At 71.2% G+C, this 26,725-nt stretch carries 18 protein-coding genes; 12 read left to right on the forward strand and 6 right to left on the reverse strand.

What is annotated here, in order from left to right; all coding sequences use genetic code 11:
- The first annotated feature begins 389 nt into the window (after window positions 1-389).
- Both pglY and pglZ read left to right on the forward strand, forming a co-directional pair.
- The gene (gene pglY, locus IE258_RS18980) at window positions 390-4,277 is read left to right on the forward strand and encodes a BREX-2 system ATPase PglY (RefSeq protein WP_189744979.1); all 3,888 of its coding nucleotides are present in this window, start codon (window positions 390-392) and stop codon (window positions 4,275-4,277) included.
- Window positions 4,274-7,195: a BREX-2 system phosphatase PglZ gene (gene pglZ, locus IE258_RS18985; protein WP_189744981.1), complete on the forward strand. Its 2,922-nt coding sequence runs from the start codon at window positions 4,274-4,276 to the stop codon at window positions 7,193-7,195. Before pglY ends, pglZ begins: the two co-directional genes overlap by 4 nt.
- 69 nt (window positions 7,196-7,264) lie before the next feature.
- Here the strand turns inward: pglZ and IE258_RS18990 are convergent, their stop codons facing one another.
- Both IE258_RS18990 and IE258_RS18995 read right to left on the reverse strand, forming a co-directional pair.
- Window positions 7,265-8,317: a CBS domain-containing protein gene (locus IE258_RS18990; RefSeq protein ID WP_189744984.1), complete on the reverse strand. Its 1,053-nt coding sequence runs from the start codon at window positions 8,315-8,317 to the stop codon at window positions 7,265-7,267.
- Window positions 8,314-10,131 (reverse strand): DUF262 domain-containing protein, encoded by a 1,818-nt coding sequence (locus tag IE258_RS18995; protein ID WP_189744986.1) that lies wholly within the window; start codon window positions 10,129-10,131, stop codon window positions 8,314-8,316. Before IE258_RS18995 ends, IE258_RS18990 begins: the two co-directional genes overlap by 4 nt.
- A gap of 174 nt (window positions 10,132-10,305) precedes the next feature.
- Here IE258_RS18995 and brxD point away from each other — a divergent pair, with 174 nt between their 5' ends.
- The gene (brxD, locus tag IE258_RS19000; protein WP_189744988.1) at window positions 10,306-11,655 is read left to right on the forward strand and encodes a BREX system ATP-binding protein BrxD; all 1,350 of its coding nucleotides are present in this window, start codon (window positions 10,306-10,308) and stop codon (window positions 11,653-11,655) included.
- Entirely contained in the window at window positions 11,655-13,850 is a 2,196-nt protein-coding gene (locus IE258_RS19005; protein WP_189744990.1) for a DEAD/DEAH box helicase, read from the forward strand. The genes brxD and IE258_RS19005 overlap by 1 nt, the downstream gene beginning before the upstream one ends.
- 69 nt (window positions 13,851-13,919) lie before the next feature.
- Here IE258_RS19005 and IE258_RS19010 read toward each other — a convergent pair whose 3' ends face one another.
- Window positions 13,920-14,489 carry a hypothetical protein gene (locus IE258_RS19010; protein ID WP_189744992.1) on the reverse strand — a complete coding sequence of 190 codons (570 nt, stop codon included), beginning with the start codon at window positions 14,487-14,489 and terminating at the stop codon, window positions 13,920-13,922.
- Between the two features lie 111 nt (window positions 14,490-14,600).
- Window positions 14,601-14,828 (reverse strand): DUF4011 domain-containing protein, encoded by a 228-nt coding sequence (locus IE258_RS42050; protein WP_189744993.1) that lies wholly within the window; start codon window positions 14,826-14,828, stop codon window positions 14,601-14,603.
- Between the two features lie 274 nt (window positions 14,829-15,102).
- Between IE258_RS42050 and IE258_RS19020 the strand changes: the two genes are divergently transcribed.
- From IE258_RS19020 to IE258_RS19045, 6 genes are all read left to right on the forward strand, one after another.
- Window positions 15,103-17,235 (forward strand): hypothetical protein, encoded by a 2,133-nt coding sequence (locus IE258_RS19020; RefSeq protein WP_189744995.1) that lies wholly within the window; start codon window positions 15,103-15,105, stop codon window positions 17,233-17,235.
- Between the two features lie 65 nt (window positions 17,236-17,300).
- Window positions 17,301-17,726 carry a hypothetical protein gene (locus tag IE258_RS41250; protein ID WP_229892210.1) on the forward strand — a complete coding sequence of 142 codons (426 nt, stop codon included), beginning with the start codon at window positions 17,301-17,303 and terminating at the stop codon, window positions 17,724-17,726.
- A 47-nt stretch (window positions 17,727-17,773) separates the two neighbouring features.
- On the forward strand, window positions 17,774-18,328 hold the full coding sequence (locus IE258_RS19030; protein WP_189744997.1) for a GNAT family N-acetyltransferase: 555 nt from the start codon (window positions 17,774-17,776) through the stop codon (window positions 18,326-18,328).
- 111 nt (window positions 18,329-18,439) lie between these two features.
- Window positions 18,440-19,951 carry an ABC transporter substrate-binding protein gene (locus tag IE258_RS19035; protein ID WP_189745065.1) on the forward strand — a complete coding sequence of 504 codons (1,512 nt, stop codon included), beginning with the start codon at window positions 18,440-18,442 and terminating at the stop codon, window positions 19,949-19,951.
- Between the two features lie 15 nt (window positions 19,952-19,966).
- On the forward strand, window positions 19,967-21,763 hold the full coding sequence (locus IE258_RS19040) for an ABC transporter permease subunit (RefSeq protein WP_229892212.1): 1,797 nt from the start codon (window positions 19,967-19,969) through the stop codon (window positions 21,761-21,763).
- A 1-nt stretch (window position 21,764) separates the two neighbouring features.
- Window positions 21,765-23,210 (forward strand): MDR family MFS transporter, encoded by a 1,446-nt coding sequence (locus IE258_RS19045; protein ID WP_229892213.1) that lies wholly within the window; start codon window positions 21,765-21,767, stop codon window positions 23,208-23,210.
- Here the strand turns inward: IE258_RS19045 and IE258_RS19050 are convergent.
- Entirely contained in the window at window positions 23,207-23,794 is a 588-nt protein-coding gene (locus IE258_RS19050; protein ID WP_189745001.1) for a TetR/AcrR family transcriptional regulator, read from the reverse strand. The two genes, IE258_RS19045 and IE258_RS19050, sit on opposite strands and share 4 nt — an antisense overlap.
- Before the next feature lie 128 nt (window positions 23,795-23,922).
- Between IE258_RS19050 and IE258_RS19055 the strand changes: the two genes are divergently transcribed.
- Entirely contained in the window at window positions 23,923-24,735 is an 813-nt protein-coding gene (locus IE258_RS19055) for an SDR family NAD(P)-dependent oxidoreductase (RefSeq protein WP_189745003.1), read from the forward strand.
- A 39-nt stretch (window positions 24,736-24,774) separates the two neighbouring features.
- Here IE258_RS19055 and IE258_RS19060 read toward each other — a convergent pair whose 3' ends face one another.
- Window positions 24,775-25,605, reverse strand: coding sequence for a CDP-alcohol phosphatidyltransferase family protein (locus IE258_RS19060; RefSeq protein ID WP_373309767.1), 831 nt, complete (start codon window positions 25,603-25,605; stop codon window positions 24,775-24,777).
- 109 nt (window positions 25,606-25,714) lie between these two features.
- Between IE258_RS19060 and IE258_RS19065 the strand changes: the two genes are divergently transcribed.
- Complete coding sequence (locus IE258_RS19065) at window positions 25,715-26,725, forward strand: zinc-dependent alcohol dehydrogenase (RefSeq protein WP_189745005.1); 1,011 nt, start codon at window positions 25,715-25,717, stop codon at window positions 26,723-26,725.

Here is a 26,725-nt window from a genome sequence, read left to right on the forward strand (position 1 = left end):
ATGGGGACTGGTGCTTTCCGCTCGGCGGGACCGGGACGGCCCGCACGGACCGTGTGCGAGGGGATACGCCACGGGGTCGACGGGAGTGCCGATGTAGGGTGCTAGGCGCAGGCCGTATGGGTGACGTTCAGTACGAGGGGGACGAAGAGTGCAGACGCCGCGAACCCGTCCGACCTGAACCGGCCGACGCCGTGAGCGTCGCCCCGCCCAGTCACTGCATGACCGGGTCCGTCCCTCGCCACCGGCCGGGACAGCCGGCCCGCCGCACCGGCCATCCGTACCTCTGAGCCCCCGCCCCTCGGACCGGCCCCGGGCCCCGGCGGCGGACCCGCACGACACCGTGCACGAGCAGCAGCAGCGATCACCGTCAGGGAGAGCGAGAACCCGCAATGGCCCAGCCGCCACTCCTCCGCGATGTCATCGACATCAAGGAGTCCATCTCCACCTCGGACTTCGTGCTGTCCCTCGCCGAGGCGACGACACCCGAGGGTGCCCAGCACGCACTCAAGGACTACGTCGTCACCGAGCGGCTGCTGGAGAACTTCGACGAGGCGCTGGACCTGATCAAGTCCGCGCTGGACGGGCACCGCTCCAAGGCGGCGTATCTCCACGGCTCGTTCGGTTCCGGTAAGTCGCACTTCATGGCCGTGCTGTACGCGCTGCTCAGCGGCAACCCGGCTGCCCGCTCCCGTACCGAGTTCGACCCGGTGCTGACCAAGCACGAGTGGCTGAGCACGGACGGCAAGAAGTTCCTGCTCGTGCCGTACCACATGCTCGGCGCGAAGGCCCTGGAGCAGCGGGTGCTCGGCGGGTACGTGCACCACGTCAAGAAGCTGCACCCGGAGGCCCCGACCCCGCAGGTGTACCGGACCGACTCCCTCTTCGCCGACATCCGTGCTCAGCGCGCCACCTATGGCGACGAGGCGGTCATCCGCGGCCTGGGCGGCAGCGAGACGGACGATGGTGAAGAGGACGAGTGGGGCGAGGGCTTCACCTGGACTCCGCAGCTCCTCGACACCGCGCTCGCCGCCGAGGAGAATCACGAATCGGGCGTATCGCTCAACCTCCTCAACCCCTCCACCCCGGCCGAACTGCGCGCCAAGCTGGTAAACGACGCTGGCACCAACCTCCTCCCCGGCTTCACCAAGAACGCCGCCGAGGACGAGCACGGCTTCATCTCCCTGGACGCGGGCCTCTCCGTCATCGCCGAGCACGCCAAGTCGCTCGGCTACGACGGCCTGATCCTGTTCATGGACGAGCTGATCCTGTGGCTGGCCACCCTCATCCACAACGAGAAGTTCGTGGCCCGCGAGGCCAGCAAGATCACGAACTTCGTGGAGGGCGGCGACGCCCGCCGCGCCATCCCCGTCGTGTCGTTCATCGCTCGCCAGCGTGACCTGCGCGAGCTGGTCGGCGAGGAGGTGTCCGGCGCGGCGGAGTCGTCCATCCAGGACACCCTGAACCTGGCCTCCGGCCGCTTCGACAAGATCACCCTTGAGGACCGCAACCTCCCGCAGATCGCCCACGCCCGCCTCCTCAAGCCCAAGAACGCTGAGGCGGCCCAGCAGGTCGACGAAGCCTTCGAGAAGACCAAGCGGGTCGGCCCCCAGGTCTGGGACACCCTGCTCGGCTCGGAGAAGGGCACCACCGGCGCGGACGCGGAGTCGTTCCGGCTGACGTACCCGTTCTCGCCGGCGTTCATGGACACCCTCGTCCACATCTCGTCCGCGCTGCAGCGTTCCCGCACCGGTCTGAAGCTGATGGGCCAGCTCCTCGCCGACCACCGCGACGAGATCCGCCTCGGCCAGCTCGTCCCAGTCGGCGACCTCTATCCGGTGATCGCGCAGGGCGGCGACAAGCCGTTCACCGACAGCCTGAAGGTCGTCTTCGACGCGGCCGACAAGCTCTACAAGACCAAGCTGCGGCCCTACCTGCTCAGCTCGTACGACATCACCGAGGACGACGTCGAGCAGTACCGCAACCGGCCCGAGTCCCTCACCGACCCGAAGAAGCTCAACGGCTGCCGGATGTTCACCGGCGACAACCGGCTCGTGTGCACCCTGCTGCTGTCTGCGCTCGCGCCCAGTGTGCCCGCCCTGTCCGAGCTGACCATCCGGCGGCTCGGCGCGCTCAACCACGGATCGGTCCTCGCCCCCATCCCCGGCGCCGAGGTCGGCATCATCAAGAACAAGGTCGCCGAGTGGGCGGCCCGGTTCCCCGAGATCAAGGAGACCGGCACCGAAGCCAACCCCGGCGTCCGCCTCGAACTTTCCGGCGTCGACGTGGACTCCGTCATCGCCAACGCCCAGGTGAATGACAACCCGGGCAACCGCGTCGCGCTCGCCCGCCGCCTGCTCTCCGAGGAACTGGGCATCGAGCACGGCCAGTTGAGCGACCAGCTCCACTTCACCTGGCGCGGCACCGCCCGCACCGCCGAGATCGTCTTCGGCAACGTCGCCGACGAGGACGAGCTGCCCGACCACGACCTGATGCCGCAGGAGGACGGCCGCTGGCGCATCGCCATAGACCTCCCCTTCGACGAGGGCGAGTGGGGGCCGGTCGAGGACGTCAACCGCATCCAGCGGCTGCGCGAGCGCCAGCAGGGCGAGCGGTCCCGCACCGTCGCCTGGCTGCCCGCCCACCTGTCCGCGCAGCGCTTCCAGGACTTCCGGCGCCTCGTCGTCATCGACAAGGCCCTCGCCGACGAGCACCGCTTCGACACGCAGTACGCCGGCCACCTCAACGCCGACAACCGCAGCCGCGCCAAGGGGCTGCTCGAAACCCAGCGCGAGGCGCTGCTCAAGCAGGTCAAGGGCGCCTTCAAGCAGGCGTACGGGCTCGCCCAGAAGCAGGCCGCCGATGTCGTCCCCGACTTCGACGACCACCTTGTCGCGCTGCCCGACATCGACGGACTCACCCTGTCCTTCGGGCAGAGCCTGCACGACGGCATCCGGCACGTCGCGGGCAAGCTGCTCGCCCACCAGTACCCGGCCCACCCCGACCTCGACCCCGATGCCACCGGCACCGCCGTCAAGCCCGCCGACACCAAGAAGGTGTTCACCCACGTCCGGGCCGCCGCCGAAGCCCGCGACGGGCGGGTGGAGGTCCCGGCCGCCGACCGCAAGCTCATGCAGCGGATCGCCGGGCCCCTGCGCCTCGGGCAGCAGAAGGAGGCGTACTTCGAGCTGTCCCGCTACTGGGCCGATCACTTCCGGCAGCAGGCCAGCTCCCAGGGCGTCACTGGGGACCTGTCCCTGATCACGCTCACCGACTGGACCGACCAGCCCGACCCGCGCGGCCTGCCCGACTTCCTCGCCCGGCTCGTCGTCGCCTCCTTCGCTGAGATGGACGACCGGGTGTGGGTGCGCGGCGGCACCGTCCTCGACCCCGCGCCCGAACTGTCCGCGATTAAGGACCACGACGCGCTGCGCAGCCAGCCGCTGCCCGTCGAGTCGGACTGGGACACCGCACGGCAGCGCTTCGAGACGATCTTCGGGGCGAAGCCGCCCACGCTGCGGCGCGGCCGGATGGTTAACCAGTTCGCCCGCCAGACCATCGAGGCAGCCCGCGCCCACCGGGACCACGCGGCCGACCTGGTGCACCAGCTGGAGGCCCACGCCACCTTCCTCGGCCTCGACCAGACCGCCGACACCGGACGGCTCCCCCTCGCCCGCCGCTCCCTTGAACTGCTGGACGCGCTCACGGCGGAGGCCGGCAAGGGCGCGGCCGGGGCGAAGAAGACCGTGGAGGCCCTCGCCTCCTTCGGCCTGGGCGAGACCAGCGCCGACCGGTACGGCACCTCCATCAAGAAGGCGCGCGCGGTCGCCGAGGCCGTCGCCGCCGCCCCCTGGAGCACCCTGGAACTCGCGGCCGGACTCGGCCCCGAGGGCGAGGCGCTGCTCGACTCGCTGCGCAACGTGGCCCGCGATGACCAGCGCACCGCCGACCTGCGCGACGCCCTCTCCCGCACCCAGCGCGAGGTCGTCGCCCTGATCAAGCGCAGCCAGGCCGCCGCCACCCCGCCGCCCGCACCCGCCGCGCCCCAGCCTGCCACGGCCGACGACCAGTCCCTGGACACGCCGACCAGCGACCCGCGCATCCCGTACACCCCGCCGCAGGAGACACCCTCCCCGGCGAGCGGCGGCACCGCGCGGAAGGCCGGACGCCGCAGCACGACCGTGTCCCGGGCCGCCGCCGACCTCCAGGCGGAGTTGTCCGAACTGGCCGCCCGCCACCCGAACGCGACCATCGAGATCACCTGGCAGGTCATCGAATGACGGACACCGCCACCGCGGCCCCGGGCGCGGTCCGGCTGAACACCGCGACCGTCACCCAGTACCTGTCCTCCCAGACGCATCTCGCCGCATCCCTGACCGGGGAGGAGCAGGGGAGGCGCCGAGTCGTGCTGCTGCGGTCCGCACCGCAGTGGGAGGGCCCCGCCGAACCCGTCTGGGGCGAGGGCCGTACGGCCGGCATCGCGGTGGCGCCGTCGCCCCTCGCCGTCCACGAACTCGTCCTCGACCACCTGGCGGCCCGCCGCCCCGGCCCCGCCGTCCTGGTCGTCCTCACCGACCGGGAGCAGCACGAACTCGACCCGGCGATCCTCGCTCGCGTCCACAAGCTGCGCATCGACACGGTCGACGGCTGGGACGTCGTCCGCGAGGCGTTCGGCGCCCGGCAGATAGACCCCCGGCTCAAGGACGTCAACTGGGCCGCCGAGGCACTCCTCGACGCCACCCCGCCCGGCGGCTGGCCCGCCGTGCCCGGCGGCTGGCTGTCCCGCCAGTACGCCCTCACCGCGCTCGCCCAGCGCCGCCTGCGCCTGGGCCGCTACGACACCGAGGGCGGCCCGCGCCGCCCAGGCGACGACCGGCTCGACGCACAGGCCCTGCTGCACTGGTCGACCCGGCCCGGCGCCCCCGAACGGCTCCTCACCCTGCGCGGACCCGAACGTGCCGGACTTGCCGCCTTCCTCGGCGAAGAGGACCAGGCGGGCCTCGCCGGCCGCGCCCTGCTCGCACTCGTCGACGCCGAGCGCGGCGAGGACGCCGCCGCCTTCGGCCTCGTCTGCGCGGCCCTGTGGCAGCACGCCGAACCAGCCCCCGAGACGTACCGGGCCCGGGGACGTGCCGAACGCTACTTCGGCGACCAGCCCCCGACGACCGGCGACCAGCTCGACGCCCTAGTGACCGTCTTCGGGCGGGCCGCCGAGGAGTACGTGACCACACTGCTGGTGGCAGGACACCGCAGCGGCGGCACCGACGCCGACCAGGCCCGCGAGGCACGCCGCACCACCGGCACCGTGCTCGACCGGGCCGCCGCGTTGGCCCGCCAGTTCGGCGCGGAGGAGGCCGTGGCGGCCAGCCCCGTCCTGCGCGGCGGACTCGAAGCACGGTTCACCGCCGTCGGCCGGGCCCTCGCCGCGGGCGACACCACCGCGGTGGCGGACGCCGTCCGCCGACTGGAGAACCACCGGCTCGCCGCCGAGCCGGAGGAGTCCGCCCGCATCGAGCGCGCCCGCATGGGCCAACGCCTCGCCCGCTGGCTGGCCACCGACCCGCCCACCGACGCCCCCACCGTCGCCGACGCCCTGAGGCGGCACGTCGCCGAGACCGGCTGGGCGGACCTCGCCCTGGAGCACATCGAGGCCGGCGGCGACCAGGGTCCCGTCCTCAAGGCCGCCTACGACACCCTCGGCACCCGCGTGAGGGACCGACGCCGGCAGATCGACGCGTCCTTCGCGCGCTCGCTGGCGGCCTGGACCCAGTCCGGCACCCAGCCCGGCTCCATGCTGACCGTCGAGACCTTCCTCGACCGCGTGGTCGGCCCGCTAGTGCGGCGCGGGGAGGAACGGCGGACGCTGCTGCTCGTGCTCGACGGCATGAGCGCGGCCATCGCCAACGAACTCGGTGAGGAACTGCGTCGATCGTGGGCGGAGTTCGACCCGCTGCCCGAGGGTGATACCCCGTACCGACGGGCTATGGCCGCTGCTCTGCCCACCGTGACGGCCGTCTCCCGTACCTCCCTCTTCGCGGGCAATCTGACGAAGGGCACCCAGGCCGACGAGAAGAGGCTCTTCCCCGCACTGAAGCTGTGGGGCGGGGCGCCGGCCGCCGTGTTCCACAAGGACGACCTGCGCACCGAGACCGCGGGCGAGACTTTCGGCCCAGTGCTCGCGGAGGCGCTGGCCGACGGCAGGACCCACGTCGCCGTCGTCCTCAACGCCATCGACGACCGGCTCGGCAAGGAACAGAAGCTCGGTGACGGCGCCTGGCGGATCGACGACGTGCCCGGCCTGCGCGACCTGCTGAGGGTGGCCGCCACCCAGGGCATGGCGGTCGTCCTCACCAGCGACCACGGCCACGTCGTCGACCGGCACGGCACGAAGGTCGGCCCGGCCGCCGATCCCGCCTCCGCCCGCCACCGTGTGCCCGGCGTCGGCCCGTTCGCCGAACGGGAGATCGTCCTCTCCGGACCGCGCGTGATCTGGCCCGAGCCCGGAGCGTCCATCGTTGCCCTGTGGGACGCGGACTCCCGATACACCGCTCTCAAGGCGGGCTACCACGGCGGGGCGTCGCTCGCCGAGGTCACCATTCCGGTGCTTGCCTTCCTGCCATTCGGCGCGGAGCCTCCCAAGGGATGGCGGGAACTGGGCGACCAGCGGCCGGGCTGGTGGGCTCCGGAGGAGACCGGCAAGGCACCGCTGCCGGGCGGGCATGCCGTTCGACCCGCGACCGCAACGACTGCCGCTCCCAAGAAGCCCACGGGCAAGGCACGGAAGGAGCAGGCGGAAGTCGCCCGGATGCATGAGGCGCTCTTCGACGTCGCGCTGACGGCAGGGGGAGATGACGCTCTCCTCACCCCGAGCATCGTCTCCCGCACAGAGACGCTGGTGACGGCACTGCTCGACTCGGAGACGTACCAGGCGCAGCTCGGAGGACTGGCACGCAAGCCACAGCAGGAACAGGTCCACAAGGCGCTCACCACTCTGCTGGACGCGGGCGGCACCCTGCCCGTGACGGCGCTCGCGCAACGCGTCGGGATGCCCGTCACCAGGGGCGTCGGCTTCGCCGCGGTCCTGGGCCAACTCCTCAACTACGACGGCGTACAGGTCCTGGAGACCCTCCCAGACGGCCGTACCCTACGGCTCCAAGAGGCGCTGCTGCGTGAGCAGTTCGCCCTCGGAGGAGGCTGAGATCCCGACTCGGGGGGTGCCTCGGTCCTCGGACCTGAGGCACCCCGAAGACCGCCGCGCACCCCGCCCTCACGACGCGAACGCCCGCAGTACCTTCGCGAAGGTCGTCAGCTCGTCGATCATCTCCGGCGGAAGAGGTTTCTCGTCGAAGTGGGCGATCCGGTTACGGATGTCCTTCACCCGCTTCAACAGGCCGACGAACTGCTCCCGGGGCATGTTCGGCCACTTCAACGCCTCCCAGTTGAGGTCGGCCCGCTCGGCGAAGGACTGCTTCGTCTGTTCGCCGTCCAGAAGCCTCAGATAGTCGCCGAACATGAGGTCCGACACCTGGCCGGTGCGGTGCTCCTGCTTCTTGTTCGTCTGCACCGCCTTGATGGCTTCCGCGTCCAGTGCCGCGCCCAGACAGCGGCGCAGCAGCGACTCGATCTCGCCGACGATGAAGAAGGGGCGTGCCGCGCCCTCGAAGCGGTCCGTGACGTCCGCGGCGGTCACGATGCCCGACAGGCAGCCGTCGTCGCCGCGGACGAGCAGATAGCCGTGCTCGCGGATGACCGGGAGTGCGGCGAAGAACTCCTGCCGAGCGTCGGCGACGGGCAGGGAGTCCTTCTCCATGGCGTTGTCGAGGGTGGCCGGCTTCCCCGCCTCGTACATCTTGGCCACGGACCCCCAGGTGACGACCCCGTGGACCTGCGCCATGCCGGTGGTAACCGGCACTTGGGCGAGGCCCTTCGTGCGCATGAGGAAGGTCGTCTGGGACAGCGGAGTGCCCGGGCCCACGGACACCACACCGCGCCGTGCCGAGGGGATGTCGCCGAGCAGCAGTCGCTGCGGCAGGGCGTGCGAGGGCAGGGCCTCGTCCGTGGCATCGCTCTCGTCGTCCGTGTCGGCCGGCGTGCGCTGCGCGGGAACGGCTGCCAGCGGCACGACGTCGACGGTGCTGCGCAGACCGCAGACGGCGAAGTCCGGCAGCGTGGTCAGTCCGGCGTCGGTCAGGGCATGCGAGATGCGGTGCACCGTCCGGTGGTCGCGGACCCTGACCTCGAACAGGTCGAGGATCTCCTGCACGGACACGGTCCTGCCCTTGAGCGAGGAGACGTCCCGCTCGTGCGGCCTCGTCGTCATCGGAGGTCGCCCTCCGGCAGGTCGCGGAGCATCGTCCTCTTGCCCATGGCCGAGTGCACGAGCTCCTGCAACTGCTTGGAGCGGTCACGGTAGAAGCGCTCGTAGTCGTTCTCGCGCAACGCGTCCGGATCGATCAGATGGGTCGACAGGACGTCGTCGAACCACTCGGGCCGCATGTCGGACGCGGCGACCATCGTGGACAGGTACGACGACGGCGCCCCCGTCATGTCCATCGCCGCACGATAGGACAAGGGTGTCTTGTTCACGATGGAACTCGTGGGCAGACCCTCGCTGTTGCCCCGCCGGAACCACGTCTTGGGGAAGATCTGCCGCACGTCCACGCCGTACTCGTCCAGCCTGCCCGGACTGAGCGGGGCGTCCGTGTGGTGCCAGTCCACCGCCCCCTGCTTGATCAGCAGGGCGTAGATCCCTTTGTAGGCGGCGCTGTTGCGGGTGGTGAGGGTGTCGAGGCGCTCGGCGAAGAAGAACGCCTCCGTGACCGTCTCCGGCGCCCTCTCGCCCTGGGTGATCCAGGGGACGAGCTGCTCGACGTCCTTGGTGAAGCGCGTCTCCGTGGAGCCGCCGTACATCTCCCCGAGCACCCCGCACCAGTACCACTGCTCGGTCTTCTCCTCCGCCCCCAGCCCGTCCGCCCCTGTGTCGAGGATGGCGCGGACGGCCGCGAGCGGCACGAGCTGCGTCTTGTACGGCAGGTCGGCCGGGCGGACGATGCTCTGTCGCTCCAGGAAGTCGCCCACCCAGGCGAAGGCGTCGGCGAGCTTGGGGGCCAGGCGGACGAAGTCGGCGAGGGGGAGGTCCAGGAGGTCGCGGCGCTTGCACGACACCGTGGTCCCGATGCCGTTCTGCTTCCGTTCCCAGGTGCGTACCAGCGCGATGGCCTGCAGAAAGTCGATGCTGCTCAGCCCGTTCTCCAGGCCGCTGTCCAGTCGGCCGAAGACCGGGTACTTGCTCGCCAGTGCCTGCTTGATCTCCCGCCACACCTCGGGAAGCTGGTAGTAGTCTCCGGTCCGCTCCACGTAGTCGCCGTCCCCGGCGTAGGTGGCGGTGAGCAGTTCGAAGACGTTGAGCGGAACGCCGCCCGTGTTGACCCGCTCGAATACCGCGCAGACCGCGTCCATGGAGGTGGAGGCGGCCAGCCGGATCATCGGCACCTGGAAGGCGCGGACCTGCTGGAGGACGGCCTCGTCGAACTGACCCCACAGGTCCCAGTTCCGGTCCTCGTCCGCCTTGATGTACGCCTTCTTCCACTCGTTGACGCGCTGGGCGTCGAAGATGAAGTGGAGAGGGAAGAGGCCGGCCGCACACTCGGCCTCGGTGGTGGTCAGATCCAGTACCACCGTGCGGTTGAAGTCCGTCCGCAGCACCTTGTCGGCGGGGACGGACACGATGGCCTCGTCGCGGTCCGCGGACGGTCCCACGGCCTTCGCGATGTCGACGTAGTACCAGCGCTGGATGGCCTTGCCCCGGGCGTCCGCCGTCTCCACCGGGGCATCGAGCCACAGGGACTGGAAGAGCGAAGTGAGCCGCTGCTGCCCGTCCAGCAGCAGCAGGTCGGCCGCCGGGTCTGCGTCCGGTTGGGCACCGGTGAGAGTGCGTGAGCGAAATCGGGTGGCTCCGCCGGTCTGCAGCGTCATCACTACGCCGAGCGGGTAGTCCAGGGTGACCGTCGCGATGATGGCTCGGATCCGGTCGTCGTCCCACTTCCAGTTCCGCTGGAAGTCGGGCAGTTGTAAGGAGCCCGAGGCGACATCCGCCAGAACGTCCTTGAGCTTCACGTTGTCGAGGGCCGCCATGTGACTCCACTCCCCGCCCTGAGAAATGTACAGAGAGTGATTCCAGCAGTGCTCACGGGTAACCGTCAACCGGATCACTCGCGTCGGTCGGTAACCAGTCGGTTGCCGACCTTGAGGAGGCGACCGGAGGCCGTCTTGTACGAGCGCGGACTGGAAGGTGAAAGACTGGCAGGCGTGAGCACCACCGGATCTCAGCGCCCCGCCCAGGTGAGCGCCGCCCGCCGCCGCACCGTTGTCGACGCTCTGCGCCGCGGGGCGGTGCCCGAGAGCGGGCTCGATCTGCTCGCCACCGGACTCGAACGGTTCGAGGCGGCCCTTGACGCGGAACTGGACGCCGTCACATCCGGCGGGTCCGTGTTCAAGGCAGTGCGCGGTGAGTACGGATCCGGCAAGACGTTCTTCACGCGGTGGCTGGGGGAGCGGGCCAAGCGGCGGAACTTCGCCGTCGCCGAGATCCAGATCTCCGAGAACGAGACACCGCTGCACAAGCTGGAGACCGTCTACCGCCGCCTCACCGAACGGCTCGCCACGTCCAGTTTCCCGCCTAGCGCGCTGCGGCCCGTCGTGGACGCCTGGTTCTACGCCCTGGAGGAGGACGCGCTCGCCGCCGGCGCCACCGAGGAGGAGCTGCCGGGAGAGGTCGAGAAACTCCTCGTCGCACGGCTCGCCGAGGTGTCCCGGCACGCGCCGTCCTTCGCCACCGCACTGCGCGGGTACCGAGCGGCGCTCGCGGAGGGCGACGAAGCGACCGCCGCGGCCGTGCTGGCATGGCTCGGTGGCCAGCCACACGTCGCCGCCGCCGCCCGCCGGTCCGCCGGAGTGCGCGGCGACCTCGACCACTTCGGTGCCCTGGGCTTCCTGCAGGGCCTGCTCACCGTGTTGCGCGACTCCGGACACACCGGGCTCTTCGTCGTCCTCGACGAGGTGGAGACGCTGCAGAGAGTCCGGTCTGACGCCCGTGACAAGGCGTTGAACGCCCTGCGACAGCTCATCGACGAGGTGCACTCCGGCCGCTTCCCGGGCCTGTACCTGGTGATCACCGGTACGCCCGCCTTCTACGACGGCCAGCAGGGCGTCCAGCGACTCGCGCCGCTCGCTCAACGGCTCGCCACCGACTTCACCACCGACCCGCGCTTCGACAACCCCCGTGCCGTGCAGATCCGGCTGCCAGGTTTCAGCCAGGAGTCACTGGTCGGTCTCGGAGTCACCATCCGTGAGCTGTACGCGGACGCCGCCCAGGCTCCCGAGCGCGTGCGGGCTGTCGTCGATGACGCCTATGTCGCCGACCTCGCCCAGGCCGTAGGCGGCGCTCTGGGCGGCAAGGTCGGTGTGGCACCCAGACTGTTTCTGAAGAAACTCGTTGGTGACGTTCTCGACCGGGTGGACCAGTTCGACGACTTCGACCCCCGACAGCACTATCGCCTGACCGTCGCGAGCAGCGAACTCACCGATGTCGAACGGAACCTGGCCGCCACGGTCACCGGCGGTTCCGCATCCGCCGACGACATCGAACTGGAGCTGTGATGGCGGATGCCGGCAGCCCGCCCGAGGCAGAAAGGGGCGATGTACTCGACCGGCTCGACCCCGTCGTCCTGCACCACATCGTCAACACTCTCGGCTGGCCCGATCTGCGTCCCCTCCAACGAGCGGCGATCACCCCGCTCATGGACGGCGACGACGCCGTTCTGCTGGCCCCGACGGCGGGTGGCAAGACCGAGGCGGCCTGCTTCCCCCTGCTGTCGGCCATGGCGGAACAGACATGGACCGGAACCTCCGTGCTCTACCTCTGCCCGCTCAAAGCACTTCTCAACAACCTCGTCAGCCGCGTCGACACCTACGCCCAGTGGCTGGGACGACGTGCCGCCCTCTGGCACGGCGACACCAAGGAGTCGCAGCGGCAGCGCATCCGGACCGAGGCACCCGACGTCCTGCTGACCACTCCCGAGTCTCTCGAGGCGATGCTGATCGGCGTCAAGACCGAACACGCGCGCTTGCTGGGGAACGTACGGGCTGTCGTCGTCGACGAAGTACATGCCTTCGCCGGTGACGACCGGGGCTGGCACCTGTTGGCCGTACTGGAACGACTGGAACGTGTCACCGGGCGACCCATCCAGCGCATCGGCCTGTCCGCGACGGTCGGAAATCCGGATCAGTTGCTGGGCTGGCTGCAAGGCGCGGGTGGGAAGAGCCGTGTGGGGCGCGTCGTCGCTCCAGGGGTGACACTGTCCGCGTCCGACGCGGTGGGCGGCGACCGGAAGGACACCGCCGAACAGCTTCCCCGGCCGGCGGGCGCAGTCGAACTGGACTACGTGGGCTCCCTCGACAACGCGGCGAAACTCATCGCGGCTCTGCATCGGGGTGAAAAGCGCCTCGTCTTCTGCGACTCCCGGGCCCAGGTGGAGCAACTGGGTGCCGCACTGCGGACCCGCGAGGTGACGGTCTTCCTGTCCCACGCCTCCCTCTCCGTCGACGAACGTACCCGCTCCGAGCAGGCCTTCGCCGAAGCACGCGACTGCGTCATCGTCTCCACGTCCACTCTGGAACTCGGCATCGACGTCGGTGACCTGGACCGAGTCATCCAGATCGACTCACCGGCCACCGTCGCCTCGTTCCTGCAGCGCATCGGACGCACCGGCCGACGCGCGGGCACGGTGCGCAACTGCCTGTTCCTCACCACACGCAAGGACACGCTGTTGCAGGCCGCCGGCCTGTTGCTGCTCTGGTCGCGCGGCTGGGTCGAACCGGTTCATCCACCTCCAGAACCACGTCATCTCGTGGCACAGCAGCTCCTCGCCGTCACCCTCCAGCAGCACAAGCTGGGCGACCAGCTGTGGGACCGGCAGTGGAACGGTCTCGCGCCGTTCGACCAGTCCGCTGCTCCCATCCTGCGACACCTGACCGAAGAGGGCTTCCTGGACAGCGACGGCGGCCTGCTGTTCGTCGGCCCCGAGGCTGAACGGCGCTTCGGAAAGCGACATTTCATCGAGCTCACCGCTTCCTTCACCGCGCCGCCGCAGTTCACCGTCCTGTCCGGCCGCACCGAGATCGGACGGACCGACCCGAGCGTGCTCACCGAGGAACGGCCCGGCCCGCGACGATTGCTGCTCGGCGGACGCAGTTGGCAGGTCACGTACATCGACTGGCTGCGCAAACGCGTCTTCGTCGAACCTGCCGACAGCGGGGGAGTCGCCAAGTGGATGAACGGCGGAATCGCCGGACTCACGTACGCCCTGACGCGCGCCATGCGCGAGGTCCTGCTCGGCGAGGACCCTCCCGTGGTGCTCACCCGGCGGGCCCAGGCGCAGCTGGCCGAGCAACGCGAGAGCGACGCACCCGACACCGTGCACCCGGGCGGCACGCTGGTCACCCGTGTAGGCAAAGACGTCCGCTGGTGGACCTGGGCCGGATACCGCGCCAACGCCACCCTCGCGGCCACCCTGCAGTCGGTCACCGACCCGCTGCAGCGCCCCACCGACTGCTGGCTGCGCCTGCGCGAGGACCTCGACTCGGCCGACTGGCACGCAGCCCGAAAGGGCGTCGGTGAGACTCTCGTCCTCCCCGACGTCGACCCACGCGCCGTACGCGGTCTCAAGTTCTCCGTCGCACTCCCCGAACGCCTGGCGGTCGCGACGGTGGCGGCCCGACTGGCCGACTTCGACAGCGCGCGGTCCGTACTGTCGGAGGCCGTGCGTTTCGTCGTTTCCAGCGATGGCGCCTGAGGCAGGCGATGCTCTTACCCGGGCAGGCTCCCCGCTTCAGTCTTCGGCAGCTTCGACCTGCCTGCCTGCCTACCTGCTTGGACACTCCACACGTTCGGTGACGCCGAGATCGCGACGCATCTCATCGCGCAGGTCGGACAGCTTTTCCCAAAGGCTGTCCATCCGCCGACTCAGTTCGTCGACGCTCTCTTCCCGCCGAGGAAGACCCGAGTCCAAGCGCTTGACCAGTCCGTAGATTTTGCGCAGCGGACCGTTGGCGGCTCCCAGGACGGGCAGTACTTCATCGGACACGATCATGTGGGACTCCGCGTGCTGGACAACGTACGCGCTCCAGCGATCCTCGAGTTCGGTTCTCCGTGCTTCCTTGAGAGCGCCGTCCCGCCGCAGGTCGTGCATGCAGCCTGCGAGGGCGTCCCGGACCGCTCGTGCCGCCGCATGCAACCGTGTGTATGCGGCACGCCGTTCCTCGAGCAGTCGGCTGTCCCACTCGCGGATCCGATCCTCCTGGCGGTGCCGCTCGATCCGCTCGTGTTCACGGGACCAACCACGTTCTGCGCCACGCTGCGTAAGGAGTACCGACACCAGGGAGACCCCGCCCCCGATCACCGCGGCAGCAAGCGCCAACAATGCCGCACCCATGAGTTCTCCCTCACCTGCCGAATTCTGTGCCGTAGTCGTTGAACACCTGAGTGGCTTTGGCGCGGAGGAAACGCGGCGCGCTCTGGAGGGCCGGTGCCGTGGTCTTCTGCGTCACGACGTCCTTCTCACCGGAAGGCGGCCACATCGGTTCCTCGTCCTCTGCACCAGGACAGAGGGCGAGGGTGCCGACAACTCGAGCGTCGAGGCACGGGGGTGCTTGAAGTTCAGCAGTCGGTTGCGACCGCTGAGGTCCACAAGCGACGTGCGCCAACCCGCCAGAATCGTCCTGAGACGTTCCAGATCGCTGCCGCCCCCGAATGCATCCGGATTGGTCGTCACCCGTTACCTGCTCTCATTCTGCGCTGCTCGGGCGGCGGGCAGGCCCGGCGTCTCCGACTGATCCCCCTGCGTGCAGCATGTTCGTTTTGTCGCACTCGCCCCCACGGACGGACGAAATTGTATGGGGGAGATATGGAAAGCAGAAGTGGGTCTTGTATCGGGATGTGACGAACTCGTGCACAACCAGGACCGACCCTGCGAGGTCGAAGATGACGTGCCGCCCGACTTCATGGGGGACGAGCACTCTGCACATACAGCAAGGAGACGGCCCCCGATGGTCTCAGTCGGACGTGAAGAAGACACTCGCAAGGTCCAGACGGCCGTGCTGGGCGGTCCCGACGGCCATCGCCCCCTCTTCCTCCCGTACGAGAAACAGGCCGCCGCTCGGCTACGACAGGAGCATGGCTCCAACGCCTTCACCTGCGGCACCCTCCTCGGGGGGTGCGGCAAGCTCCTCACGTTGCGAGCCTGCGACGACAAGAAGTCGCACTTCGCCCACCGCCCGCCTGTCCGGTGCAGCCGCACCGCACTCGGTGAGAGCAGCGCCGACCACCTGTACATCGGCGAAGCCATCGACAAGTGGCTCCGCACGCAGGGTCAGCCGAACGTCAGCGTTCAGTACGCCAAGCAGAAGGGTGCTCGCAGCGACGCGATCGAGGTCCGTTTCGGGTCCAAGAAGAAGCGCCGCCTCATCCACGTGCAGATGGCCCGGCGGTCGTTCACGGAGTGGCAGTCCGATGGGGAGCGGCTTGCCGCGCCGGCCGGGAAACCATCCACCATTCGCCTGTACGGGCCGGAGAGTCAGCTCGCCCCGTTCGAACTTGAGGCCACGGGGTACGCCCTGCGCTTCCGGTGCCTGACCGAGAACGGCACGCGCGTCGTCCACGTCGGAACGCATCCTCCTGGCCACCAGGTCACGTGGACAACTCTCGACAAGTGCCGCCTGGCCCCCGCAGGGATCGTGACTCCCTGGCTGACGGAGACTCCGTACGGGCTGCAGCCGAAAGGGACCGAGCCTCCGCGGAGCCCGGCCGGCCGGCCGACCGTCGTCGCAGAGCCGGAACCCGCAACGGACGACGCACCGGAGCCGCAGACCAGTCCCCTCACCGGTCCCGTCCTCCCGCTCATGCCGGGGTGTGTCGCCTTCATGGGTGCCACGCTGCTGTCGGAGGACAACGGTCGCCGTGTCTACGACGTGCACGCCCAGCCGCTCGGATCGGCATTGTTCCGCGCCTGGTTGTCCCTGCCGGCATCGACTGTGGCCCCGGCGTCCCACCACGTGTACGTACTGACGGAGCGAGCGGTGGTGCTCGAGGGTCCTCCAGGCACCGGTCACGTCTCCCGCTGGAGCCTGCGGGCCGAGGGGTTCGTTCGCCTCCCGGTCACGAAGGCAGCGGAATGGGAGCTGCTCAAGCCACCCGTGCCCGTACGGGAGGTCCCCGTGACCACGACGGCATCAGCTCCGGAGCAGAAGCCCGTACTCACGCAGCGGGCCGCCGCGGCGGAACCGAAGGAACCACGGGCTGCGCGCACCTCCGGGCCGACGGACGACGCTCCCGCTTCGGACGACCGGCTCATTGCCGAACTGGGCCGCGTCCTGGTCAGGACCGCCCGCGCGCGCACCACCATCACCTGGTACGAGCTGCTCAAGCAGACCGGGACCCTCCCGTGGGAAGTCAGCGAGACGCGCCAACTACGGCTGCTCACGGCCCTCGACGCACCACAAGCCAAAGCGCGTCGACCGCTGCTGTCCAGCCTCATCACCTTCTCCAAGCAGGCACAACCGAACGACACCCCACCTCCCTTCTTCCGCCAAGTGCTCGTGGCCCTGGGATGGCCTCACTGGACCGATGCGGCAGGTGCGTCCGACGTCTGGAGAGACCACAGGCAGCGCCTCCACCGCGCCCATCTCACAGACCGCACGGAACGGGCCCGGCGCGGCGACGCCTCCGGGCGGCCCCTTGCACGGTCGGAGGCGGATTCGAGCCTTGGCGTCGGCTTCCCCACCGACAGGACGGCAGCAGCCTCATCCGAAGGACGGCGTACGGGTTCCCGGCTGGAGCAGGACGCTCTCGAACCTCTCGCCGCTCAGGTGCGCACCCTCCTTCAGGACGCGGCGCGCGCCGGCACAACGCTCACTTGGGGAGATCTGCGCCGACGGCTGGGCGGGGCATTGCCCTACCTTCACCCAGACGATCAGGGTGAGCTTCTAGTGATGGTCGACCAGCAGACACAGGCGGACGAACCGCTACTCGCCGCGTTGGTGGCCGGAGCGGACCTGTCGCCGCACGGTCTCTACCGGCATCTCCGCTACAGCCATGGCCGGGATCGCGTACCTGACGAGTCCCTCGAGATGGACTGGCAGATGGAGGTCTTTCGACTCTACCAGCTTTGGCGCCACCGCTGACCGCGCCCGTCCGCTCGAAGCGGGCGATTTAGCCCTCCCCTCCACATCCGATACAGGAGTTCATCGTGTCACCACGATTCGAGACCGCCCGTTTCCACAGCGCGTCGGGACCGGATTCTCTGTTCACCCGTGTCCGCCACATCCTGCGCGAGCCAGTGGATCTGAAGGCGCACGGCAGGCATGTCTCAGAGCGTCTCCGGCAGCGGGGCGCACCCGTCGACGAGCTGACGCACTTCGACCCGGCGAGGTGGAACCTGGTCTCCGCCGAAGTACGGACCGACACTGGGAAGTGGGTCGCGTCCACGTGGCGTGTGCGGGTGGGCGCACGCGACTGGTGGGTGGTCGTCGGACTCGGCAACGCGCTTGTCACGGTCATCGGTGTGGACCCGTGGCGTCAGGGACAAGGCGAAAGCATCGTTACCGAAGGCACCTTGTACGCGTTCGTCGACGGCGTCAACGAGCACCTCATGCGTGCCGAAGTGGCGCACTGACGAGGGTGCTGATCAGGCGGGATTCCGCTAATGCGTACCATGTGCAAGTGCGCACCACCGACTACACCATCCGTCCGGCAACCCCCGCCGACCTCGACGCCGCCCGAGCCGTCATGCTCGACACCGTCTACCGCGACTTCGGGACCGGGTACGTTCCGCGCTGGCATGCCGATGTCATCGACCTGGCCGGGGCCTATCTGACCCCCGCCCGGCACACCCTGATCGTTGCCGTCGACGGCGACGGTGAGGTCGTCGGTACCGGGGCCCTGGACTCCCGAGGGCCCGCGCACCCCCCGAACCCCGTGCACGTCACCGAGCGGTATCCCTCCGGGGTGACCGCGCAGTTGCGGCGGGTTTACGTGCGGCCCGAGCATCGGCGGCGGGGGCTCGCGCGTCGGCTTGTCGACGAGTTGCTGGCGTTCGCCGCTGCCGACGGGGGGTATCGAGCGGTCTATCTGCACACCGACCCAGCCGTCACCGGGGCGGAGCCCTTCTGGCGGTCGTTGGCCAAGGTGGTGCACGACGAGCGGGAGGACGCCGGGGGCGGGCAGGGCATCGTGCACTTCGATGTGCCCCTGGCGGGACGGCCAGGGGCCCGGTAGGCGTGAAAATCGTTTCCATGTAGGCTCCCCGTGCGCTGCCGCGCGCCCGCCCGCCACACGCCTGCCCGCGAACTCCACGTGTCCGTCCCGAACCTGATCGATCCGAGGACCATGCGCTTCCACCGCCACCCCCGGCTGCTCGCCCCCTTCCTGCTCGTCCCGCTGATGGCCGGCTGCTTCGCATCCGGAGGCGGCGACGACTCCGGATCCGGCGGCAAGGACGGTGACGGCGACGGGGCCCGTCTCCGTGTCGCCCTCGCCTTCCCGCCCGCCGAGAAGTTGTCCCCGTACGGCGCCGACGCCACGCTGCTCAGCCGTCTCGGCGTGACCGAGGGACTCACCTCGCTGGACGCCAACGGGTCCGCGGCGCCCGCGCTCGCCGAATCCTGGCGGCGGGACGGGGACAAGACCTGGGAGTTCAGCCTCCGCGACGCCACCTTCCAGGACGGGGGCGAAGTGACCCCCGCCGCCGTGGCCGAGTCCCTCGCGCACGCCACCGACGCCGAGCCCGCGCCCGCCGCCCTCGCCGGTGTCGACCTCCGCGCCGAGGCGAGCGGTGACCGCGTGGTCCGGATCACCACCGCCGAACCCGACCCCGTGCTGCCGTTGCGGCTCTCCAGCCCCAGTCTCGCGATCCTGTCCAAGGGTGCCTACGGGAAGGGCAGTCGTGTCGACCCCGTCGGTCACGCCACCGGGCCCTTCGAGCTGACCGAGGTCAACGGCGCCACCTCCGCCTCCCTCGACCGGTTCGACGACTACTGGGGCGGCCGCGCCCAGGCATCCGGCATCGACGCCCGCTTCATCGCCGACGGCACCGCACGCGCCAACGCCCTGCGGACCGGCGAACTCGACATCGCCGAGGCCGTGCCCGTCGCCCAGGCGGCCTCCCTGGACAAGAAGACCCGGCGCGACACCGCCACCACCCGGACCACCAGCCTGCTGCTCAACGCCTCGTCCGGGACCTTCGAGGACGCCGGCCTGCGCGCCGCCGCTCGGGGCGCGCTCGACACCTCGGTCTTCGCCGAGGACGTGTACGAGGGGTACGCCGACCCGGCCGCCGGCGTTTACGGTCCCGCCGTCACCTGGGCGGAAGGGAAGCGGACCGCGCCCGTCGGGCGGGCGGCGGCCAAGAAGGCCGGCGGTGCCACCGTCCACCTCGCCACCTACGACAACCGGCCCGAGCTGCCCGAGGTCGCCCAGGTGGTCAAGCAGCAGCTGGAGAAGGCCGGGTTCACCGTCAAGCTCACCGTGCGGGAGTACTCGCGGCTCGAAGGCGACGCCCTCGACGGGAAGTTCGACGCCTTCGTGCTCGCCCGCAACACCCTCCTCGACACCGGTGACCCCGTCGCCGTCCTCGCCAGCGACTACACCTGCGGCGGCGGCTTCAACATCGCCCAGCTCTGCGACAAGGACGTCGACCGTGCCGTCGCCGACGCCGAGAAGATCGCCGACACCGCGAAGCGGCAGGACGCGGCCATGGCCGCCGAGGCCCGCATCCTCGGCAGCGACGCCGTCGTGCCGCTCGTGCACCAGCGCATCATCACCGGCGTCGCCGACTCCGTGCAGGGTGTGATCCTCGACCCGTACGAGCGCACCCTCGTCGGCACCGGCACCCGGCGCTGAACCGTGTGGCAGCGGGTGGCCGGCGCCGGGTGGCGGACATTCCTCGCGGTCGGGCTGGTGTGCGGGGTCGGGCTGCTGCCCTGGCTCACCAGCACCGACCCCGCGTACACCGTCCTCAAGGCGCGGTCCGCGGAGCGGGAGCCCACGCCGGAGGTGCTCGCCGACATCCGGCGGCAGCTCGGCATCGACGGCGGACCCCTGCACGTCCTCACCGGCTGGCTGGGCGGGCTGGTGCGCGGGGACGCCGGGCAGTCGTGGATCTCCGGCGGTGACGTACTGCCCGACGTGCTCCGAGCGCTCGGTGCCTCGCTGCTGCTCATGGCGGTCGCGCTGCTCGTCGCCGTTCTCACCGCCGGGCTGATCTGCGCACGGACCCTGCGGCTGGGGGCCCGGCGGCGGCTCGGCGGGCGGCGCGGCGGCGGGAGCGCGTCCGCCGTCCTCGCCTCGCTGCCCGAGTTCCTCGTCGCCTCCGTACTCGCCACCGTCGTCGGGGTGCAACTGGGGTGGCTGCCCGCGCTCGGGTGGTACGGGCCGCAGTGGACCGTGCTGCCCGCGCTCGCCCTCGGGCTGCCCGCGGGCGCCGTGCTGGGGCGGCTGCTCGACGATCTGCTGCCCGGCGCCTTCGGTGAGCCGTGGGCGCTGGCCGCCGCGGCCCGTGGGCTGACCGGGCGGTCCATCGCCCGCCAGGCCCTGCGGCGGTGCGTGCCCGCGCTGCTGCCCAACCTCGGGCTGTTCGTCGTCGGGCTGACGGGCGGGGCCGTCGCCGTCGAGCAGGTCTTCGACATCCCGGGGCTTGGCCGCACCACCCTTCAGGCCGCCCTCGCGCAGGACCTGCCCGTCCTCCAGGCCGGGACCCTCGCCCTCGTCCTGCTCGCCGCCCTCGCCACCGGCGCCACGCGCGTCGCCGCCCGGCTGCTCACCGGGCCCGCGCTGCGCGACGGCGCCCTGTCCTCGCTGCACCGGCCCGCCCCGCCCGCCGGGGGCCTGCTGCCGCTGCTCTACGGCCTCGTCCTGCTCGCCGTGGTCGGGCTCGGGCTGGCCCGTGATCCGCTCGCCCTCGACACCGGGCAGCGGCTGCGGGCGCCCTCCCTCGACCACCCCTTCGGCACCGACGCCCTCGGACGCGACCTGCTCGCCCGCGTCGGCCACGGGGCCCTGGACACGCTGCTCCTCGCCGCCGCCATCAGCGCCGCCGCCCTGCTGGCGGGCGTACTGCTCGGGCTCGTGCCGCGGATCTCCGCTCCGCTCGTCGACACGGTCAACGCCGTGCCGCCGGTGCTCGTCGCGCTGCTCGTCACCGCCGTCGCCGGGAGCGGTGCGGCCACCCCCGCGCTCGCCGTGGGCGCCGTAGCCTGGGCGCCGCTCGCCGCGCACACCTCCTCCCTGCTGCGGCAGGAGCGCGCCACGCTGCACATCACCGCCACCAAGGGGCTGGGCGCCGGGCGGGTCCATCTGCTGCGGTACGAGCTGTTGCCCGCCGTGGTTCCGCCGGTCCTGCGGCACGCCCTGCTGCGGCTGCCCGGTGTCGCCCTCGCGCTCGCCTCGCTCGGCTTCCTCGGCCTTGGCGCCCAGCCGCCGTCCCCCGAGTGGGGCCTGCTCCTCGCCGAGAACCAGCCCTACGCCGAGCGCGCCCCCTGGGCCGTCCTCGCCCCCGCCGCCGTACTCGCCCTGCTCGGCGCGCTGGCCGTCAGCGCGGCGGGCGGACTGCGCCGACGGCCCGCGAAACCGTCCCCCGGCACGACCGAGGCGGCGGCCGGGCCCGAGCGGCGGTCCGTCGCCGGGACGGAGCAGGAACCGGCCGGAGTCCGCTGACATGACCACCGACTCAGCCTCGGACTCCGCCTCCGCCCCCGCCCCCGCCTCGTACTCCGCATCCGACTCAGCCTCGAACTCCGCCTCCGCCCCCGCCCCCGCCCCCGACTCGAACTCCGCCTCCGACTCCGCCTCCAAGGGGCGGTCCGGGCGGGGGCTCGGCCGTCGTGCCGTCCCGCCCACCGGGCTCTCCCCCTTGCTCAGGCTGCTCGTCCTCACCCAACTCGCCTTCAACGTCGGCTTCTTCGCCGTGCTGCCCTTCCTCTCCGAGCACCTGGGGCAGTCCGTCGGCATGGCAGGGTGGCTGGTCGGGTTCGTGCTCGGGCTGCGGACCTTCAGCCAGCAGGGGCTGTTCGTGGTCGGCGGGGCGCTCGCCGACCGGTACGGCATCCGGCCCGTCGTGCTCGCCGGGTGCGTGCTGCGGATCGCCGGGTTCGCCTGGCTCGGGTTCGCCGAGCGGACCTGGGCCGTGGTCGGTGCCGTACTGCTGATCGGGTTCGCCGCCGCGCTCTTCTCGCCGGCCGTCGAGTCGGAGGTCGCCCGGCAGGCCGTCGTGTGGGAGGAAGCAGGGGGCGGGGACCGGACGCGGGTGCTCGCGCTCTTCACCGTCGCCGGGCAGGCCGGTGCCTTCGTCGGGCCGCTGCTGGGGGCGCTGCTGCTCGCCGTCGACTTCCGTACGGCCTGCCTCGCCGGGGCCGGGGTCTTCGTGCTGGTCCTCGGCGGGCACGCGTGGCTGCTGCCGCAGCGCATCCCGGGCCGGCCCCAGGTCCGGATGAAGGGCGGGGCCCGGCTGGTACTGCGCAACCGGCGCTTCCTCGCCCTGTGCTGCGCCTACGGTGCCTACCTCCTCGCCTACAACCAGCTCTACCTCGCCCTGCCCGCCGAGGTGGAGCGGGCCGCCGGTTCACAGGCGCCGCTGGCCTGGCTGTTCGCCCTGTCGTCGCTGCTGGTGGTGACCGCGCAGTTGCCGGTGACCCGGTGGGCGGGGGAGCGGCTGGCGCCGCGCCGGTCGATGGTGGCGGGCCTGGTGCTCATCGCCGTCGGGTTCGCCGTGGTCGGTCTTGCGCGGCCCGCGGGGTGGACGGGGACGGGTGGGCTGGTGCCCGCCGCCGGGTTCGTCGTCCTGCTCACCCTCGGGCAGATGCTCGTCGCGCCCGTCGCCCGCGCCTGGGTGCCGGACCTCGCCGAGGACGGGCGGCTCGGGCTGTACACCGGGGCGCTGTCCTCGGTCTCCGGGATCGTCGTGCTGGCCGGCAGCTCGGCGACCGGCCTGCTGCTGGACACGGGGCTGCCGGTCGCGGTGCCGTGGCTGGTGCTGGCCGCCGTACCGCTCATTGCGGTGGGGACGCTGCCCGGGCGGCCGCACCGAACCTCCCGGGCCACCACCCCGGCCTCAACCGCGTCCCCGTCTCCGTCCCCGTCCGGGGACGCGCCGGACGGGACCTAGCGGCGCAACGTCTCCACCGCCTCGTCGAAGACGCGCTCGGGGTCCTCGGCGCCGCCGGAGCGGTACCAGGCGTCGACGGCCGCGTCGAAGCAGGCCAGGGCCGCGGCGACGAAGGCCAGCGCCCGGGGGTCCGGGGTCGTCGTCGGGGGCAGACCCAGGCGGCGCTGTACGTCCGGGGCGAGCAGCTCCTGCCAGCGCAGGTGCTTCTCCAGGTGCCGGGCGCGCACGGACGGCGACTCGTGGTGGATGCGGGCGAGGGTGAGCTGCTCCTCCGGGGTCTTGTCCGCCGGACGGATGGTCAGGAAGGCCGCCCGGACGGCCGTCCAGGCCGACTCGTCGTCCGGGCGGGCCTCCAGCGCGGCCCGTACCGACTCGCCCAGCGCCTCGGTGTCGCCGAGGACGAGGTCCTCCTTGCTGCCGAAGTAGTGGAAGAAGGAGCGGCGCGAGATGCCCACGGCACTGGTGATCTGGTCGATGGTCGTCGCCTCGAAGCCGTTCTCCGCGAAGAGCTGCATGGCGGTGGCGGTGATCTCCGCGCGCGCGGCGCGGCGCGCGCGCTCTCGAAGCGTGGGGGTGTCGGCCATGCACTCAGCCTATAGCTGTGCACGGTGCGCGTATGGGTTCACCTGGCGCATTGTCCTGCATCGCGAGCAGTAGATGCATCGAATGCACCACTTGCACTGAGTGCAAGATACTGCCTACAGTGCAGGGCATGAGAGCAATCGACTTCTCCGGTCAGACCACGGTCGTCACCGGTGCCAGCTCCGGCATCGGCGCCGCGTTCGCCCGCGAACTCGCCCGCCGCGGCTCCGACGTCGTCCTCGTCGCACGACGGCTCGACCGCCTGACGGACCTCGCCTCCGAACTGCGGGCACGACACGGCGTACGGGCCACGGCGGTGCCGCTCGACCTGAGCGAGCCGGGGGCGGGGCACCGGCTGGCCGCCGACCTGGCCGGGCGGGGCATCCGCGTCGACGGCCTGGTCAACAACGCCGGGTTCGGCACCAACGGCGCCTTCCACCGCGAGGACCCCGACCGTCTCACCGACGAGATCAACGTGGACGTGGCCAACCTCGTCGACCTCACCCGGGCGTTCATCGAGCCGCTCCGCGACTCCGGCCGGGGCGTCCTCGTCAACGTCGCGAGCGCGGCGGCCTACGCGCCCAGCCCCGGGATGGCGGTCTACGCCGCCTGCAAGGCCTTCGTGCTCAGCTTCACCGAGGCCCTGTGGTACGAGTCCCGCGGCACCGGACTGCGGGTTCTCTCGCTCGCCCCCGGACTCACCCGCACCGAGTTCTTCGACGGTCTGGAGGGCGGTGCCTACCAGGGCAGCTACCAGACCCCCGAGCAGGTGGTCGCGACCGCGATGCGCGCCCTGGACCGGGGACGGCGGCCGAGCGTGCAGTCGGGTCGGCTGAACGCCGTCATGGTCTCGTTGCCCCGTCTCTTCACCCGTCGCCGCACCGTCCTGATCGGCGGGCTGATCTCGGCGCGTTCCTCGGGACCGGTCGGCGCGGCGGCCTAGGCGGGCCCGCCGGTACGGCGCGCGAAGAGCCGCGCGGACTCAGCGGGCGAGGAGTTCCCGCACCGCCGTGGCGGGCGTCGCCGGAACCCGCGAGCGGCGCCACAGCCACCGCACGTCCCTTCCGAACGACCACACCAGCAGGCCGAGAGCCATCGCCACGACCCCTGCGTTCGCCGCGCGCGGCAGGAGATCAGCTCCCGCCAGGAGCAGCAGGACACCCTGCAGCGCGGCCACCGTCTTGCGGGCCGTGCTCGGCGGCAGCGGGGCGGTCAGCCACGGGCACACCCGGGCCGCCGCCACGAACACGTACCGCATGGCTCCGATCAGCAGCACCCACGGGCCCAGGTCCATCGCGACGTACACGCTGAGCACCAGGATGAGGAACGCGTCGACCTCCATGTCGAAACGGGCGCCCAGCGGTGTGCTCGTGCCGGTGCGGCGGGCGACCTTGCCGTCCACCCCGTCCAGGACCAGGGCCACGGCGGTGAGGCCGACGAGGAGGGAGACGGGCGGCGCGTCGCGGAAGGAGTCGGCGACCAGTGCGGTGACCGCGCCGACCAGGGTGGCCCGGCCGAGGGTGACCCGGTTGGCCGGGCCGAACACCGGCAGCCGGGAGCGGTGCAGGGCCCGGGAGAGCACCGCCCAGCTCGCGAACGCGAACGCCAGGCCGGTCAGCCAGCCGGCCGTGCCCATGCCGATCGCGGTGCCCAGCAGCGCCAGGAGCAGGAGCTGCGCGCCCGCCCCCACCGCCGTCTCCTGCTGAACGGACCTCGCGGGACAGGCGTCGTACGTGTCGTACACGTCGTCCGTGTCGTACGCGTCGTCCGTGTCGTACGCGTCGTCCGTGTGGTTCAGGTTGATCAGGGCCACCGAACATCCTCCGGCCGTGTGACAGAGTCGATCAACGCCGCTACCTTGTGCGCGGCTTGTGCATCCCTCGGTACGTGAGTGGCTTCCCGATCGTTCAGGAGGACTTCCGATGACACGCATGGCACGTGCCTTCTGGCTCGAAGCGCCGGGGCGGGGCGCGATCCGCGAGGTGGGGCTGCCGGCACCGGACGCGGACGAGGTGCTCGTACGCTCCCTCTTCAGCGGGGTCAGCCGTGGCACCGAGACCCTCGTCTTCGGTGGCCGGGTGCCCGAGAACCAGTACACGGCCATGCGCGCGCCGTTCCAGGAGGGCGACTTCCCCGGGCCGGTGAAGTACGGCTACCTCAACGTGGGTGTGGTGGAGGAGGGGCCGGAGCGTCTCGTCGGGCGCACCGTGTTCTGCCTCCATCCGCACCAGACGCGGTACGTCGTCCCGGCCGCCGCCGTCACGCCCGTGCCCGCGGAGGTCCCCGCCGCGCGGGCCGTGCTGGCCGGCACCGTCGAGACCGCCGTCAACGCCCTGTGGGACGCGGCACCGCTGGTCGGCGACCGGGTCACCGTGGTCGGCGGCGGCATGGTCGGCTGCTCGGTCGCCGCGCTGCTCGCCCGATTCCCCGGCGTCCGCGTCGAGTTGGTCGACACCGACCCGGCCCGCGCGGAGGTCGCCGAGGCGCTCGGCGCCGGTTTCGCCTCCCCGGGCGAGGCCGCAGGCGACCGCGATATCGTCGTGCACGCCAGCGCGACGGAGGCGGGACTCGCCCGGTCACTGGAGCTGCTGCGGCCCGAGGGCACCGTCGTCGAACTGAGCTGGTACGGCGACCGGCGCGTCGCCCTGCCACTCGGTGAGGCCTTCCACTCCCGGCGCCTGACCCTGCGCGGCAGCCAGGTCGGCACCGTCTCCCCGGCCCGCGCCGCGACCCGCACCTACGCCGACCGGCTCGCCCTCGCCCTCGAACTGCTCGCCGACCCGGCCCTGGACGCACTCGTCACCGGGGAGTCCGCGTTCGCCGAACTGCCGGACCTGATGCCCCGGTTGGCCTCCGGCGAGATCCCCGCACTGTGCCACCGGATCCGGTACGACGGGGAGGACGCCGGCACGGGCGCCCGCAGTGCTGCCTGA

This window comes from Streptomyces tendae (assembly GCF_014650435.1).
GTDB classification, from domain to species: domain Bacteria; phylum Actinomycetota; class Actinomycetes; order Streptomycetales; family Streptomycetaceae; genus Streptomyces; species Streptomyces tendae.

What these genes read in the sequence shown, in the direction of transcription:
- IE258_RS18995 (WP_189744986.1), bottom strand. Translation starts at nt 10,131, where the DNA reads ATGGCGGCCCTCGACAACGTGAAGCTCAAGGACGTTCTGGCGGATGTC.
- IE258_RS19050 (WP_189745001.1), bottom strand. Translation starts at nt 23,794, where the DNA reads ATGGCCGACACCCCCACGCTTCGAGAGCGCGCGCGCCGCGCCGCGCGC.
- pglZ (WP_189744981.1), top strand. Translation starts at nt 4,274, where the DNA reads ATGACGGACACCGCCACCGCGGCCCCGGGCGCGGTCCGGCTGAACACC.
- IE258_RS19055 (WP_189745003.1), top strand. Translation starts at nt 23,923, where the DNA reads ATGAGAGCAATCGACTTCTCCGGTCAGACCACGGTCGTCACCGGTGCC.
- IE258_RS19045 (WP_229892213.1), top strand. Translation starts at nt 21,765, where the DNA reads ATGACCACCGACTCAGCCTCGGACTCCGCCTCCGCCCCCGCCCCCGCC.
- IE258_RS19005 (WP_189744990.1), top strand. Translation starts at nt 11,655, where the DNA reads ATGGCGGATGCCGGCAGCCCGCCCGAGGCAGAAAGGGGCGATGTACTC.
- IE258_RS19035 (WP_189745065.1), top strand. Translation starts at nt 18,440, where the DNA reads ATGCGCTTCCACCGCCACCCCCGGCTGCTCGCCCCCTTCCTGCTCGTC.
- IE258_RS19065 (WP_189745005.1), top strand. Translation starts at nt 25,715, where the DNA reads ATGACACGCATGGCACGTGCCTTCTGGCTCGAAGCGCCGGGGCGGGGC.
- IE258_RS19010 (WP_189744992.1), bottom strand. Translation starts at nt 14,489, where the DNA reads ATGGGTGCGGCATTGTTGGCGCTTGCTGCCGCGGTGATCGGGGGCGGG.
- pglY (WP_189744979.1), top strand. Translation starts at nt 390, where the DNA reads ATGGCCCAGCCGCCACTCCTCCGCGATGTCATCGACATCAAGGAGTCC.
- IE258_RS19020 (WP_189744995.1), top strand. Translation starts at nt 15,103, where the DNA reads ATGGTCTCAGTCGGACGTGAAGAAGACACTCGCAAGGTCCAGACGGCC.
- IE258_RS18990 (WP_189744984.1), bottom strand. Translation starts at nt 8,317, where the DNA reads ATGACGACGAGGCCGCACGAGCGGGACGTCTCCTCGCTCAAGGGCAGG.